This window comes from Brevibacillus sp. FSL L8-0520 (genome assembly GCF_037963895.1).
Classification (GTDB): domain Bacteria; phylum Bacillota; class Bacilli; order Brevibacillales; family Brevibacillaceae; genus Brevibacillus; species Brevibacillus borstelensis.
On record NZ_CP150171.1, the window covers coordinates 4,387,399 to 4,402,089 of the forward strand.

Below are 14,691 nucleotides of genomic sequence, written 5' to 3' on the forward strand. Positions count from 1 at the left end.
AAAAAATAACTTTTGAAAACGTAACATGTTCTATATTCAACAAAAAAGCCTGCAGACCCTGTTCCTTACGGAACTTTGTCTACAGGCTGAACAGCCGGACAAGCATCCGGCTGTTTTTCGCATACAGCAGTTTTCGCTGTATAAAATCAATCATTTTGTCAGCTTTGTCTACGGCCATATGCTGATGAGTATATCACTCGGCCAACAAACACGAGCAAAGCAAAGACGATCAGCAAATTGCTGTAGACGAATGCCGCAGGCTGGCCTACTGTCAATATCGATTTAATTTTCCCCAAAACTATCGGTTGAAAATTCCCCATTTTTGTCGCTACTGGTTGTTTACTTCAGCAGGCTCCGGTCGAAAGAAACCTGCTTTTTTCTTTTCCTTAATGCGATAACTTTCCCCTTTGATATTGATCGTACTGGAATGGTGAAGCAGTCGGTCCAAAATCGCAGTGGCCAAAATGGTATCTCCGAAAATCTCTCCCCAGGCTCCGTACGATTTGTTTGAAGTCAAGATCAATGAACCTTTTTCATATCGTTCAGATACAATCTGAAAAAAGAAGTGAGCAGCAGTTTCGTCCATTTTGCGGTAACCAATTTCATCGATGATCAACAAGTCTGGTTTGGTGAGCGCCCGCATTTTTTGGGCAATCGTGCGATTGCCATGGGCCGTCTGAAGCGACTGTACCAGATCGTGGGCAGTGATAAAATAAACCGTATAGCGTTGCTTGATTGCTTCCAAACCAAGCGCTACGGCCAAATGAGTTTTACCGACACCGGGTGGCCCCAAGAAGATGAGGTTTTCCTGATGCTCAATAAAACCTAGAGTCGCCAAATCACGGATACGTCTTTCATCAATGGAAGGTTGGAAAGAGAAATCAAATTCGTCTAGTGTTTTTTTGAACGGAAGCCGTGCTAATCGAGTTCTTGTATGCAAAAATCGTTCGTATTTAGCCGCTAATTCCTCCTGCAGAAGCTTGTCCAAAAACTCCAAATACGATATGTTGTGTTTGGATGCTTCTTCGGCGTGATCGTGGAGGATCTCGGGGATGCGTATCCATCCAAAATGACGGGACGCTTCCAACAGGCGTTCTTGCAAGATCATTGCAGCGTCACCTCTTCTTCCGCCAGTTCTTCATACGCCGTAAGAGAGCGTTCCAACACTTCGGGTGTTGAATTCGCCATATAACGAGGTGTAGGTTGGGGAACCGGTTTGCTCGTAGATGTGCGAATTCCTTCGAAGTGTTTTTTTATGCTTACGGTCTGATGACGCCCCCACTGTTTGGAGTGTTCAGCGATTAGATGGCCATTGCAATAAAATCGCAAGACTCCATTTTTCTCATCTTGAATTTCTACTACTCGACCGATGTGCTCCCATGGAACAGAGTAACGATTGGCTTCAAAAGAAACATAAGCATCACTCATCACCTTCCGGTAATGCCGGTCCACAACAGCAAAAGGCACGTGGTTCAAAGGTTGGAGGTCTTCTACTTTCCATCGTTCATTCGGCATTTGATGGGTGGTTCCGTGAAGGCGACAATTTGCAACGGTGTCCAGCCAATAGCGTACTTGTTGATTGAGATCTTGTAGCCCGGTAAAAGTGCCGATGCGAGGCCAAAAGTTCTTTCTGAGATAACCCACCCCATTCTCCACTTTTCCCTTCGTTCGAGCCCGATAGGGCTTGCAGCTCAGCAGCTTGCACCCATAGTGGCTGGCAAAGCGGGCGAAACGCTCGTTCCAGATCACCCTACCATTGTCATCTCGACCAGAAACAACTGTTTTCATGTTGTCGTACAAACAACTTTGAGGGACACCCCCAAAGTACTGCCAAGCCCGAAGATGACATCCGATGAGAGTTTCCAGCTTTTCGTCCTCGGTAAATTCTACATACATCATGCGTGAATAACCCAGCACCATGACGAAAGCGTAAAGACGCTTTTGTTTTCCGTTGACATTTGCTCGAAAATGTCCCCAGTCTACTTGCGCTTGTTGTCCAGGTTTCGTTTCGTATCGTACGGTTACTTTTGAACGAAAGTGGGGACGCAGCGGCTTCATGAAGTCTCGTAAGATGGTGTCCTTTCCGGTATAGCCACGGGCTTTTATTTCTTCGAAGATGATGCGGGCATTTTGACAGCCCTCCGCCATACGAGTACAGATGAAATCCTTAAAAGGATCCAACTTGCTGGGACGTGGTTTGCGAGTAGGAAAGCTCTCTGGCGTATCTTTCAGGAGCCATTTTCGAACCGTTTTTCGATCCCGTCCCATCTCTTCAGCAATTTGGGTAATACTCATACCTTTCAGACGCATTTCTTTGATCACAAAAAACTCCCCATTTTTCACCATATTTACTCTCCTCCCGGAGAGTATGTCGGCTTTTTCTGGGGAATTTTAAACCGCTGATATTGGGGATTTTACAACCGATTTTGACACTACTGTCGGGAGCAAAGGGAAGTCCAGCAGGCTATTCGATAACAAGCCGCCGACAATCGCTGCCCCGATCCCCTCTGACAAGAAGCAAGCCAGGTTGAGCATTCCCATGCCAGCGCCGGCTTCGTGTTCTTCCAGCGTCTCTGCCACACTGGAGGAGATCGCTGTTTTCACAAAGGACAGACCGCCAAATGCCAGCACCAGTGCACCAGTCATAAGCCACGGTGTTTGGTCAGCAAACAGTGCTGTGCCGAGAAAGCTCATAGTGATCAGGAACACACCGAGAGACAATACAAACAGATGCCCTCGCCTATCGGCCAGTCTCCCTCCAACAACACCGAAAAACGCTACGCTCATGGTACCCGGGAACAGAATTCCTCCCCCGATCAAGCCCGTACTCAAATGATGCACGTCTCTCATCATATACGGCACCATGGAAATGAAGCCTGCGGCAGTCCCGAGCAAAATGCATCCCGGCAGAACGCCTTTGACAAACCTCGGTTTCCTAAACAAGGATGGTTCGATAAACGGCTGTTCCACGCGACGAATATAGAAGGCAAACATCCCTAGCAGGAGAAAGCTCCCCGCCAGATACCCCCATTGGTATCCTGTCGTATACAGGGTAAACATCACCATCACAGCCGAAAGCAGCAAAGCGCCCTTCACATCCACTTTCCCTTTGCGAGAAGGCTCGTGCGGCAATACCCGCAGAAAGAAAGGAATGGAGACAAGCGTTACTACCGGGAGCAAAAAAAGGAATGACCAATGAATCGTGTCTGCCACGACACCTCCGATGACGGGGCCGATTCCCTCTCCCATAGCAACCATGGAGCCTACGATTCCAAATGCTTTCCCGCGATCTTCAGGTCCGATATAGCGGGCGATCATGACCATGATCATCGCGGGAACGGCCGATGCCCCTGCGCCTTGAATAAACCGGGCAGCAATGACAGCCGGAAATGAAAATGGCGCGAACAGACCGAGCAGCGATCCTCCGCTGTATATACACAAACCGATGACAAGCAGCCATTTGACGCCGTACATATCGGCCAGTCTGCCATAAATGGCCGAACCGATCCCGAAAGTAATGACAAAGCTGATCGTTACCCAGTTGGCGGTGGATGGCGGTATGCCAAATTGGTTGGCGATGTCCGGCAAGGATACGGTAAATACCGTTTCATTCAATACGCTGAAAAACCCTAGAAAGCCAAGCCACGCCAACACCGCTGGCAAATGGCCGATAGCTCTGGCGGGACCGGCAGCTTCCGCGCCCTCTGTTTGCAAACGATCCTGCTCGTTCCGTTCCTTGTCCACCAAAATGAAAACCCCTTCCCCATTTCAGGGGAAGCTCGCAGTTTACAGGGCAAGTTATGCGTCTTCCCCTTGAATTTGAGCCCTAACCATCATCGTGTACTTCATAAGAACGCCTCCTATGGATTATGTAGAAACCATTATACAAAAGGAATAGTCCGAATTCTAGGTATTTCCAATGAAAAACGAGCCTTGGCAATCACGCCCACAGGCTCGTTGATGTGGTGCAAGTTGGTCCTACGACATCATCCACTGAATGAGTGCAAAGGCCGCTGCTGCGAGACCTCCGGCGAGGGCTCTCCAAACAGCAATATTCTTCATCGCCATTCCCTCCCATCGGCAAGCTTTCCGCTCTTATTAGCTGCATGCCCGATTGGAGTTTAGTGTGCTCCTTTGCCGGTTGAGCTAATCCAATTTGCCCTGTCCTTGCGTCCAGCCAAGCGATGGGAACGCAGACAGAAAAGCAACGCGATCCCTCACAGATACAAGCACAGAACGGTGGCCGTCATCATCACGGCATAGCCGATCTCCGAGATTCCGACGACTTTTATGGACGGCTGCAGCCGGGGCGAAACGATCGCCCGGATCAAAAGCGCGCCGGCCGGCAATAGCAGCCAGGGCGAGAACAGCCAAGCCATCACGGCAATTTGAATGATATGATAGCAAACTGACAGCCAGTAAAACACTTTGTTCCGCTTCTCGCGGATCATCGTTTTGACGTAAAAGACCGTTCCCGCAAAGTAAAGAACACTCAGAGAGAACAGCGACAAAGCGACTCCCCAGTCGTTGCCCCCGCCGATTTTATAGGTGACAAAGACGATAGAGCTGAACAGAAGCACCGCCGCAAAATCGTTCGCAATCGCCCGCTCTTGATTTTTTCGCGCGTAGTAGCAGTTGATCAAGAAGAACGGCAGCAGCGACAGCGCGTACCAGCTCAGTCCCGGCTTTGCCAGCAGCAACGCTCCGGCGAGCGGAGCGAGCAGCACACCATAGAGCATGAGCGGCTTTTTGTAACGGTCTTTCTTGCCGGTGCGAATCAACTGCAGCAGCGGAAAGGTAAACAGATACAGCAGCAGCCAGCCCAAAAACAAAGGGAGGTGAAAAATCACGGGAGCGGACGCAAACACGCCGAACAGAAACGGCACGATCAGCATCGCCCAGGCGCCGTGCTGGTTGGGGATGAACGCTCTCATTTCCGACGCTCTCCTTTCTTTTCCGATTGCACAAAAAATTGCTTACGTCGCTTGGCAAGTTTCTCCGGCATTAGCGCTAATGCCCTCATCATAAGCACAGTAAGGGTCGCTTTCCAGGTAATCGCCCGTTACGCCGTAGGCCCGGGCTCTTGAGCCTCCGCAGATTTCCTTGTATGGACAACGACCGCACTTTCCCTTGAGGAGAGACTTGTCCCGCAACTGCTTCATTACGGGCGCTTCCCGATAGATCTGCCTGAGAGAGCCCTCGCGAACATTTCCCGCCTTTACAGGAAGAAAACCGCTCGGGTAGACATCGCCGATGTGGCTGACAAAGACAAAGCCATCCCCGTCATTGACTCCTTTTGGGGCTCTGCCCAGCCAATCCGGACGCTTCTTCGTCCGCGCATCCCGAGGCATTGTCTCGCGCTGCCTGAGCTGGTTCCAGACACGGCGAAAATGAGGGGCTTCCGTCACTTTTACATCGTACGGCATTTGTTTGTTCACCTGGTACAGCCAGGTCATCACTTCTTCGTGCTGCTCCGGGGTGATCATGTCTGCTTTCATCCCTCTGCCGACCGGGACGAGAAAAAACAGACTCCACAATACAGCTCCCATCTCCCGGACGACCTCTGCAATCAATGGCAAGTCATGAAGGTTGTAGCGCGAGACTGTCGTATTGATCTGGATCGGTATCCCCAGCTCCTGCAAATAGCCGATGCCTCTCTGTGTCATTTCGTACGAGCCTGCCGTCCCGCGAAAGTGATCATGGACCTCGGCAGTCGATCCATCCAGGCTGAATGCCCACCGCGCCAGCCCCGCTTCCTTGGCGCGGCGCACTGCCTGAAAAGTGACCTTCGGCGTAGCGCTGGGGGTCATGGATACGGACAGACCCTTTTCCTGAACAGCGTACTCGGCCAGCTCAAACAAATCTCGGCGCATCAATGGATCCCCTCCCGTAAAAACGAGCAGCGGACGATCCATCTCCGCGATATCGTCAATCAGTCTTTTTCCTTCCTCAAACGTCAATTGCGCCGGATCCGATGCGTACTGCGCCTCAGCCCGGCAGTGCAGGCATTGCAAAGCACACGCTCTCGTCAGCTCCCAGACCACGATAAACGGACTTACAGCGTAATCACGTTCTTTCAACAAGCTCATCGCTCGCCCTCCTGTCCTGCCAATCAGCTTCAGCTGCTCTTATCGTAACGAAACGGCCGACTGACAGGTGTGAGAAGCGTCACCATGCGTACAAAAAAAGCTGCCTTTTTCGCAGCCTGATTTGCTAAAAGCCATGCGAACGCAGGCCTGCACTTCTCCAATAGTACAGCACCATGAAAATCTGTTCTACTCCAATATTTCAACGACATGAAATCCGTTCTGTCCCAATATTTCAACCACCTGGAGTCTGTTTTTGTTCCGATATTGCACCTGCATGGATGCTGTCTGTACTGCTGCTCCTCCAGCACAAGCGACCGGCTTATGTAATGCAGCTTGCAGCTATTCGCCGCAATCCCGCAGTCAGCTCCTCCACGGACCTCGGCACCCGGGAAGAACCGATCTCTTCCCGCAGGGCGGCAGGCAACGCTTCCCACACATCGAAGACAGCAGGCGTACGAAGCTGCAGCCTCTCCAGAGTATCCCGCCGGGAGAAAACCGCCTCCGGCTCTCCTTCCAGGACCAGCTTCCCTTTTTCCATGACCAGCACCCAGTCGGCCCAGGCAAATGCGAGGTCAATGTCATGCGTAGCCATCAGGATTGTCGTTCCGGCCGCATGGATGCGGTCCAGCTCCTGCACAAAATTTCTCGTCTGCTCTTGATCCAGATAGGCTGTCGGCTCGTCCAGCAGCAGCAGCTCCGGCTCCAGCACCATGACTCCGGCCAATGCCACACGCCGTTTCTGCCCTAGGCTGAGCCGGTGAATCGGCGTTTCTGCCCATTCGGTCATCCCGAATGTTTCCATCGTGCGATACACCTTTTCCCTGACAACGGCTTCCGGCAGCTTTTGATTGCATAGTCCGTAGGAGATATCCTCGGCAACCGTCGCGGCGATCAGTTGCTGCTCCGGGTCCTGAAACACCAGACCGATTTTTTGTTTCAGCTTGAGCAAATGAGCCCGGTCGTAGGAAACGGCCATCCCTTTCCACAGGACTTGGCCCAGATTCGGCCGAAAAATTCCGTTCGCATGCAGAAACATGGTGGACTTTCCGCAGCCATTGTGGCCCAATAGCACACACTTTTTTCCGGCAGGGACACCGAGAGAAAGTCCGTTGAGCGCCGGTTGGGAAGCTCCCGGATACGTGTAGTGAACGAATGAAAATCGCAATATGTCCAAGGCAGCTCTAGCTGTCTGTTCCGCTGCATCTGTCTGTTCTGCTGCATCTGTCGTCACTTCGAATGCCACTCGCGCCTCATCCTCCCATCCACCATTCCAGCATCGCCAGCAGGAGACATCCGGCTACCGCTTCCCATTCGTACCTTTTGGAACGCATATGGGAGGCATGGACCAGGACGCGGAAATCGTCCGTAAACCCTCTTGCCGTCATGCTGATGTACATCTGGCGGTAGCGTGCCATCGTGCGGATAAATAATTGAACGATCAGCCTGCCCGCATCCTTGAGTGTTCCCGCCGTGCCGCGGTGCCCTCCTCTGGCCTTTTGCGCCGTCCAGATTTGCTCGGCTGTCTCCAGAAGAACGAAGACAAAACGGTACATGATCATCATCAGATCAGTCAGAATGGAGGGGATGCCGATCCGGCGGAACACTTGCAAAACCTCGGCAAAGGGAACTGTAAAAAGAATAAAGGAAAAGCAGGAGAGCGCCGCCAGCGAGCGGGCGGCCAGGCTCATGGCCCTGGACAGCCCCTCTGCCGTCACATAGACAACCCAGCTTCCCAACTGCCAGGATGCGATTGCATTGTCATCCCGTGTCCATTCCGCCAGTCTGGATGCCTCCAGGAGCAGCGCCGGGCTTCCGGCGAGCAGGAAGGCGACGGAGGCAGCCACCACGACAAAATAGATCCGCCATGGAGTGCGGGCATAGACGACGATCCAGACGCTCATCCAGACGAACAGAATGCCCTGGACAAGCGGGTGGCTGATCAGTGCCAACAGCAGCATGGCCAGCGAAAAGAGCAGCTTCTGTTCGGGCGGCAGCCTCTTCAGCCTGTTTTCGTAAGCGAGGGAGTCGATCCGTCCAATCATTCTTGCCTGTTTTTCAGGCGGCCCCGGTACAAGCCGATGGCATACCCGATCACGCCTGCTCCCAGAGCAGCCTGCAGGGCGAACAAGAGGCTTTCTGTCTCACCGCCGGGAGGTTCGAGCAAAGGCTGAAACCACGGCTCGTAGTCAGGAGCCACCTCCATGATCGCTTCCTCTGCCGCTCCATCGGCTCCGCCGAATTCCGAATCTTTTACGACCAGCAATGGCACCACCGCCAGTACCGCTGCCGCCAAAATGAGCAGCCAGTTCGTCCAACGCTTCATCTCTTACCCCTCCCTTTTCAGCAGCTTCAGCTGCGACAATTCTTGCGCGTTGTAGGCTTGAAGCCAATTCCACACGAGCACCGTCAGCAGTCCCTCGCTGATCGCCAGCGGCACCTGCGTCAAGGCAAATATCCCCGCAAACTTGACAAAGGAAGCCATAATCCCGCCAGAAGCAGCCGGGAATGCCAGCGCCAGTTGAACGGAAGTGACCAGATAGGTGCTGAGGTCAGCCAGCGCTGCCGCGAGAAAAATGCCGAGCTTCTGGCCACCTTTCTTTCTGGCCACCAGCCGATACACGCCATATGCGACGAACGGGCCAACAACCGCCATGGAAAACGCATTGGCGCCGAGTGTCGTCAAGCCCCCATGCGCGAGCAGCAGCGCCTGAAACAAGAGCACCAGACTGCCCAGTACAGACATGACCAGCGGACCAAACAAGATCGCGCCCAGCCCTGTTCCTGTGGGATGGGAGCTGCTGCCTGTCACGGACGGAATTTTCAGCGCGGACAGGACAAATGCAAAGGCTCCCGCTACCCCTAAAAGCAGCTTGAATTCGGGCTTCTCTTTGACAATGCGTTGAACCTGACGCAAGCCGAGGAAAAAGAAGGGCAGAAAAACAGCCCACCAAAACAGCGACCACCCTGCCGGCAAATACCCTTCCATAATATGCATGGCATGTCCGGTTTGTGGCGTATTGAACAGCAAGTAAACAAGAAATCCGGTTATCAGAAGACCACTGGCAACGGTGCGTCTACCCCTCATTCAGCAACACTCCTTACTCTGATTCTCTAAAGAACACACGCAAAAAAGCTCACCCGATTTGGATGAGCTTGGCACACGGCAACTAACGATACTGCGAACAGTCGTTTCGTTTGGGCTCACCTCTCCTTTCCTCGAAGGCTCATGGGTGTGGCAGCAAGGTAGGTCTCCTGGCTTCCGGATCAATACGCTCTTTTGCCTTCCCCGTCAAATCGACAAGTGGCTTTCGAAAAAAGAGCATTCCCCTGGTTACAGTGGCGGGACCGCTCGGGAGTTTCACCCGATTCCCTGTTACCCCTTACTATTCATAAGGGCACCTTGCTGCATTTTATTCTTTTCCAAAAATTCGCAGATGATTGTCTATTATATACGATGGGTTGCAAAAGAAAAAGGAGAACGTGCCAGTTCTCCCTTTTCTCTTTGGCAGTTGAAAGCTGCAAACCGCCAGATGCCGAAGCTGCTACTCTGAAAGCTGCAGACTGGCTCGCCTCCCAAGCTTTTATCACAAAATTACCGTGCATCTACGCCGACTGCTTCGCTAATGTGCGAAAAGCCGTCGCGCTTCAGGAATTGGAGCAGCTGCTTGTTGATCATTTTGACAATCCCCGGCCCCTGATACGCCATGCCTGAATAGACCTGGACGAGGCTGGCGCCGGCGCGAATCTTGCGGTACGCATCCTCTCCGGTAAAGATGCCGCCCACTCCGATGACCGGCACCTTGTCCCCGACTTCCTGATAAATCTCCTTGACCCAGGCGGTCGCTCTCGCTTCGAGCGGTTTTCCGCTCAAGCCGCCTGCCTCATTCGCTCTCGGATGGTCTTGCACAGGCTCGCGGGACAATGTCGTATTCGTCGCAATGATACCGGAGATTCCTTCTGCCACGGCAGCCTGCACGACGTCGCGCATCTGCTCGTCTGCCATATCGGGAGCCACCTTCAACAGGATCGGCTTCGCCTTGGCTCCCCGCGATTCCAGCTCGGAAGCCTTGTCCTTGACTGCGCGAATCAAGCTGCGCAAGCTCTCGGTCTCCTGCAAATCGCGCAAATTCGGTGTGTTTGGCGAACTGACATTGATGACAAAGTAATGGCCGTAGCTGTACAGCATGTCCAAACACTTGCTGTAATCGCTGGCGGCGTGTTCATTTGGCGTAATCTTGTTCTTGCCGATGTTGATCCCGATCGGAATATCGGCATAAGCGTAATCGATCAGATTTTGGGATGCCAAATATGCCCCCAGATTATTAAAGCCCATTCGGTTGATGATGGCGCCATGTTCCACTAATCTGAACAGCCGCGGCTTCGGATTGCCCGGCTGGCCTTGCGGCGTGATCGTCCCGACCTCGACAAAGCCAAAGCCGAGCGCTGCCAGGGCGTGGTACACCTCCGCATTTTTGTCAAAGCCCGCGGCGAGCCCAACCGGATTGGGAAACGTAATCCCCCAAAGCTTCGTCTCAAGCCGCTCGTCGCGCACCTGATACATCATCTTTAGAAGACTTTTGCCTGCCGCTGATTTTTCTGCCACTTTGAGGAGATGGACGGTTTTTTCATGCACTTCTTCCGCATCCATCTGAAACAGGAATTTCCGCACTAGCTGATACATCGCTGCACTCCTCACTGCTTTTTTCTGCCTAGTAGCATACCATATTTTTTCGTATGAGGCGCACAAAATGAAAGATTCTTTTTTTTCCAGTGGAAATACGGGTGCCGGGTAGACATTACATAACGCCTTTCCTTTTTGTACATAGTATGGACATCCTTTGAAAAAGGAGTGCACCGGTCCGTGAGAAACCAAACAGGATCTATTGGATTTTTGCAAGCTGTGATGATGATCATGTTGTCTGTCGGGATCACCACTCACGTAACGATCATTCCCCTCTTGCTAAGCAAAGCAGGCCGGGACGCCTGGATCAGCGTTCTGTTGGTAGCCATTCCCTTCATCGGATGGCTTTGGCTTCTTTTTCTCATCTGTCGCCGGATGAACAGGCAGTCGCTCTCCGATTGGCTGGAAGCCACCGTCGGACACGTCGGGAGCCGCCTTTTGCTTTTCCCGTTCATGCTTCTTTTGTACTTGATGGCATTCGTCAATTTGACCGACACGCAGACCTGGACAACCGTCAACTATTTGCCGAACACTCCGGAAATCGTAACGGGATTGGTCCTCGTCTTGCTTAGTGTAGCTGCCGCGTATGCCGGAATCCATTCGATCGCTATCGCCTCCGGGCTGCTATTGCCGTTCGTCGTCTTGTTCGGCTTTTTAGTCGGCTTTGGCAATATGCCCAAGAAGGATTACCATTTGCTTTTGCCCTTGTTTCAAAACGGAATGACTCCGGTTATAAATGGCATGCTCTATGCGGCTGGAGGCTTCCTGGAAATTGTCCTGATTCTGTTTTTGCAGCATCATCTGAGAACGGAAACGAAGTTCATGTACCTCTTAGTGCTTGGAGGGATTATCATCATTCTCACACTTAGCCCGCTGACTGGGGCTATCGCGGAATTCGGACCGGCAGAAGCGACCAGGCAGCGCTATCCTTCCTATGAGCAGTGGCGGCTGCTGACCATGGGCAGATACATCGAAAATCTCGAATTTCTTTCCATTTACCAGTGGCTGTCCGGGGCGTTCGTCCGCCTCTCTCTTTGTCTCTTTCTTGTGACCGAGCTGTTGCAAATCAGCAAACCAAAACAGCGCTTGGGGGTTCTCTCGTTTCTTGGCGCATCGATGCTCGCCCTGATGAGCTTGCCCTTTTCGGACATGCAGTTTCTCACCTTTTTATCGAGATGGTATTTTCCCATGTCGGCGATCATCGTCCTGGTGCTTACCATGGTTCTTGCCATCGTCGCCTTGGTCGCGGGAAAACAGCAGAAGGGACGTCATCATGAATCGTGAGCAAAAGCCGTTGCCGAGCTACCAATTGAGAAGCGAGCCTGCTCTCGGAGTTCTGGAAAATCCGGGCGAAGACGAACTGCGGCGAGCTTTTGCCCACTGCGCGGATGTCATGATCCAGTCGGTTTCATTAAGAGATGGCTCCGGATTCATTCTCGTTTATTGCGAGGGTCTGATCGATATCAAGCAGATGCAAGATACCATCCTGCCTGAGCTAAAAGAAATGGACGAAGGATCTGGGCTCGACGCTTTTCTCGCAGAACCTTTGCCTGCTGACTTTACGGAGTGGACAAAGCGGCTATTTGCCGGAGAGCTGTTGCTTTTTTGGCGTGGAAAGGGTGCGTATTCCTGCGGTCTTTCCAACCGCCCGCAGCGCTCGACGGAAGAAGCCAATACGGAGGTTTCGATCAAAGGACCCCGCGACGGCTTCGTCGAGGATCTATCGGCCAATGTCGCCCTGGTCCGCAAAAGGTTGAGGACCACTTCTTTGGCCTATGAATCCTTTACCTTGGGCACCAAGTCAAAAACTCGGGTGGCACTGCTTTATATGACTGACAAGGCTCCCGTAGAGCTTATCGGGCTTTTGAGAGAGCGCCTTGTCAAAAACGAATCGCTTGAGGTCGTAACCAGCGCCAATCTGGAAAAAACGATTACCGACAATCCCTACTCTATTTTTCCTTTGACCGACTACACGGGACGGCCCGATTACGTCACCTATCTGCTTTTGCAGGGAAAAGCCGCCATCCTGGCAGACAACTCTCCCATCGCCCTGCTTGTGCCCAGCAGCCTGCCGGAGCTGGTCAAGGCCCCTGAAGACGACCAATACCCCGTGGCCTATATTTGGCTGGAGCGGGTTTTGCGCCTGTTTGGCATCTGGCTGGCGATCTTTCTTCCCGGCTTTTGGGTGGCGCTGTCGGCATACAATGTCGAGCAATTTCCTTTTCAGCTTCTGGCCACCGTGAGTCAAGGCAGAAAGGGACTGCCCTTTTCTTCGCCGATCGAGATGCTGGGCATTCTCTTTGTTTTTGAATTCTTGCGCGAAGCCGGGGCACGCCTGCCCAAAAACGTCGGGCAAACGCTGGCGTTGGTAGGCGGGTTGATTATTGGGGACGCATCCATTCGGGCAGGGCTCACCTCTCCCTCCCAGCTGTTCATCGGCTCGCTGACGATCGTCGCCTCTTTTACGCTGGTAAACCAATCCCTGAGTGGCGCTGTCACGATCACCCGTTTTGCCGTCTTCCTGCTCAGTTCGATTCTTGGCATGTACGGTTTTGTCATCAGTGTCATCGGTACCGTGCTCTACCTGTCCACGCTTTCCTCTTTTGGACAGCCGTATGTCCTTAGCCGCTCCCCCATGATCTTTTCCGATCTGGCGCAGGTGCTTGTCCGCCCCTTGCTTTCTTTGATCACCAACAAAAAAAGATCCGACTGAGGGAGGAGGTTTCATGAAAACCGGGAGGAAGCTTTTCCCGCTTTTGCTGTGTCTGTTCTTGACGACCGGCTGCTGGGACCAAAAGGTCATTCAGAATATGGTGTATTTGACTGCCATCGGCATCGATTATACGGACGGCCAATACGTTTTTTACACGCAAACGGTGGATTTGGCCAGGGTCGCAAAACAAGAGACCCAGGCAGACGAAAGGGAAGCCCCTGCCGTAATCGCCGTAGGCAGAGGAGATACGCCTCAATCGGCCATCGACAACCTGATCAAAAATGCCCAGATCCCGACATTCACCGGATTTGTTTCTTCGCTGATCTTTCACGAACGAATACTGGAAAAGGGGATTCTTCCGGTCTACGATATTTTGAACCGCTCTGGCCTTCTCCGATATACCAAGTGGGTTTTCGGAACACACGACAAGCTGGAGGAGGTACTGAGTGTACAGCCTGTTTTGGGCTTTTCTCCCGAATCCACCTTGCTTCATCAGCCCGTGGATGTTTACAAGCAGCGCTCTTTTATCCAGCCGATCCGCTTTCACGAATTCATCTCCGAATACTGGGAGCCTGCGAATACGATCTTGCTCCCCTCGATCACCGTCGTGAAGAACAAATGGAAAATGGACTCTCAATTTATTACACGCCTGTCGCTCAACGGCGTATTTGCCATCCATCACGGAAAGCTTAACGGCTTCTTTCCCGAAGACGAGTTGCTCGGCTTGCGCTGGCTTACTCCCAGAACCCAGAGTGCCGGAATCGTCATCCGAAAAAACGGCAAGTCGGTCGCGACAGTCCGCTTGCAGCGCCCGGATGTCGTCATTCGCCCGAAAAAGACCAAAGGTCCTGTTCGTTTTGATATATCCATCAGAGTAAAAGGGTACATCCGGGAGTTGATGGAAGACAATCCGTCTTCGTTTATCCGGAAGGAATCGGAGAAGGAAATAGAGCGGCAGATACGGGGAGCTTTTGAGAAAAGCCTGCGTTCGGGGGTTGATCTGCTGCGGCTGGAATACGTTTTGTTCCGTGAGGATTATCAAAGGTGGAAGCAAATGCCCAAATCCCAAGCGTTCCCCTTTCAAGCAAACGCCCTGGCAAAAGTCGAGGTCAACGTCGATCTCGCGGATTCGGGCAAGATGAAGCTGGATTGGTATGACTATCCCCGGTTGATCGAGCAGAACTAATAACTGCCCGCCCCGATCGGCA

13 protein-coding genes and 1 riboswitch are annotated in these 14,691 nt (G+C 52.5%); of the genes, 3 read left to right on the forward strand and 10 right to left on the reverse strand.

The features are described 5' to 3' along the window. Positions 1 to 328: 328 nt before the first annotated feature. From istB to NSQ24_RS21695, 10 genes are all read right to left on the reverse strand, one after another. On the reverse strand, positions 329 to 1,108 hold the full coding sequence (gene istB / locus NSQ24_RS21650) for an IS21-like element helper ATPase IstB (protein WP_003386482.1): 780 nt from the start codon (positions 1,106 to 1,108) through the stop codon (positions 329 to 331). Beyond that, complete coding sequence (gene istA / locus NSQ24_RS21655) at positions 1,105 to 2,346, reverse strand: IS21 family transposase (RefSeq protein WP_024985197.1); 1,242 nt, start codon at positions 2,344 to 2,346, stop codon at positions 1,105 to 1,107. Before istA ends, istB begins: the two co-directional genes overlap by 4 nt. 45 nt (positions 2,347 to 2,391) lie before the next feature. Next, on the reverse strand, positions 2,392 to 3,744 hold the full coding sequence (locus NSQ24_RS21660) for an MFS transporter (RefSeq protein WP_339166559.1): 1,353 nt from the start codon (positions 3,742 to 3,744) through the stop codon (positions 2,392 to 2,394). 473 nt (positions 3,745 to 4,217) lie between these two features. After that, positions 4,218 to 4,934: a YwiC-like family protein gene (locus NSQ24_RS21665; protein ID WP_003391262.1), complete on the reverse strand. Its 717-nt coding sequence runs from the start codon at positions 4,932 to 4,934 to the stop codon at positions 4,218 to 4,220. Positions 4,935 to 4,976: 42 nt separating this feature from the next. Beyond that, positions 4,977 to 6,089, reverse strand: coding sequence for a TIGR04053 family radical SAM/SPASM domain-containing protein (locus NSQ24_RS21670; protein ID WP_024985362.1), 1,113 nt, complete (start codon positions 6,087 to 6,089; stop codon positions 4,977 to 4,979). Between the two features lie 319 nt (positions 6,090 to 6,408). Beyond that, positions 6,409 to 7,332: an ABC transporter ATP-binding protein gene (locus NSQ24_RS21675; protein WP_311068076.1), complete on the reverse strand. Its 924-nt coding sequence runs from the start codon at positions 7,330 to 7,332 to the stop codon at positions 6,409 to 6,411. A 7-nt stretch (positions 7,333 to 7,339) separates the two neighbouring features. Continuing rightward, positions 7,340 to 8,131 carry a cobalt ECF transporter T component CbiQ gene (gene cbiQ / locus NSQ24_RS21680; protein ID WP_003391256.1) on the reverse strand — a complete coding sequence of 264 codons (792 nt, stop codon included), beginning with the start codon at positions 8,129 to 8,131 and terminating at the stop codon, positions 7,340 to 7,342. Then, positions 8,128 to 8,412: an energy-coupling factor ABC transporter substrate-binding protein gene (locus NSQ24_RS21685; protein WP_003391254.1), complete on the reverse strand. Its 285-nt coding sequence runs from the start codon at positions 8,410 to 8,412 to the stop codon at positions 8,128 to 8,130. Before NSQ24_RS21685 ends, cbiQ begins: the two co-directional genes overlap by 4 nt. A gap of 3 nt (positions 8,413 to 8,415) precedes the next feature. After that, positions 8,416 to 9,174 (reverse strand): energy-coupling factor ABC transporter permease, encoded by a 759-nt coding sequence (locus NSQ24_RS21690; RefSeq protein ID WP_024985364.1) that lies wholly within the window; start codon positions 9,172 to 9,174, stop codon positions 8,416 to 8,418. 139 nt (positions 9,175 to 9,313) lie between these two features. After that, positions 9,314 to 9,507: riboswitch (cobalamin riboswitch) on the reverse strand. Positions 9,508 to 9,681: 174 nt separating this feature from the next. After that, positions 9,682 to 10,770 (reverse strand): quinone-dependent dihydroorotate dehydrogenase, encoded by a 1,089-nt coding sequence (locus tag NSQ24_RS21695; protein ID WP_024985365.1) that lies wholly within the window; start codon positions 10,768 to 10,770, stop codon positions 9,682 to 9,684. Between the two features lie 180 nt (positions 10,771 to 10,950). Between NSQ24_RS21695 and NSQ24_RS21700 the strand changes: the two genes are divergently transcribed. Genes NSQ24_RS21700 through NSQ24_RS21710 form a run of 3 tightly spaced genes read left to right on the forward strand, consistent with a single transcriptional unit; the run spans position 10,951 to position 14,669 of the window. Next, entirely contained in the window at positions 10,951 to 12,054 is a 1,104-nt protein-coding gene (locus tag NSQ24_RS21700; RefSeq protein WP_251238078.1) for an endospore germination permease, read from the forward strand. Next, complete coding sequence (locus tag NSQ24_RS21705) at positions 12,044 to 13,483, forward strand: spore germination protein (RefSeq protein ID WP_024985366.1); 1,440 nt, start codon at positions 12,044 to 12,046, stop codon at positions 13,481 to 13,483. Before NSQ24_RS21700 ends, NSQ24_RS21705 begins: the two co-directional genes overlap by 11 nt. 13 nt (positions 13,484 to 13,496) lie before the next feature. Further along, positions 13,497 to 14,669: a Ger(x)C family spore germination protein gene (locus tag NSQ24_RS21710; protein ID WP_003391245.1), complete on the forward strand. Its 1,173-nt coding sequence runs from the start codon at positions 13,497 to 13,499 to the stop codon at positions 14,667 to 14,669. Positions 14,670 to 14,691: the final 22 nt, after the last annotated feature.

Coding starts and splice junctions, on each gene's coding strand:
- NSQ24_RS21695 (WP_024985365.1), bottom strand. CDS start 10,770: ATGTATCAGCTAGTGCGGAAATTCCTGTTTCAGATGGATGCGGAAGAA.
- NSQ24_RS21685 (WP_003391254.1), bottom strand. CDS start 8,412: ATGAAGCGTTGGACGAACTGGCTGCTCATTTTGGCGGCAGCGGTACTG.
- NSQ24_RS21665 (WP_003391262.1), bottom strand. CDS start 4,934: ATGAGAGCGTTCATCCCCAACCAGCACGGCGCCTGGGCGATGCTGATC.
- istB (WP_003386482.1), bottom strand. CDS start 1,108: ATGATCTTGCAAGAACGCCTGTTGGAAGCGTCCCGTCATTTTGGATGG.
- NSQ24_RS21690 (WP_024985364.1), bottom strand. CDS start 9,174: ATGAGGGGTAGACGCACCGTTGCCAGTGGTCTTCTGATAACCGGATTT.
- NSQ24_RS21670 (WP_024985362.1), bottom strand. CDS start 6,089: ATGAGCTTGTTGAAAGAACGTGATTACGCTGTAAGTCCGTTTATCGTG.
- istA (WP_024985197.1), bottom strand. CDS start 2,346: ATGGTGAAAAATGGGGAGTTTTTTGTGATCAAAGAAATGCGTCTGAAA.
- NSQ24_RS21705 (WP_024985366.1), top strand. CDS start 12,044: ATGAATCGTGAGCAAAAGCCGTTGCCGAGCTACCAATTGAGAAGCGAG.
- cbiQ (WP_003391256.1), bottom strand. CDS start 8,131: ATGATTGGACGGATCGACTCCCTCGCTTACGAAAACAGGCTGAAGAGG.
- NSQ24_RS21710 (WP_003391245.1), top strand. CDS start 13,497: ATGAAAACCGGGAGGAAGCTTTTCCCGCTTTTGCTGTGTCTGTTCTTG.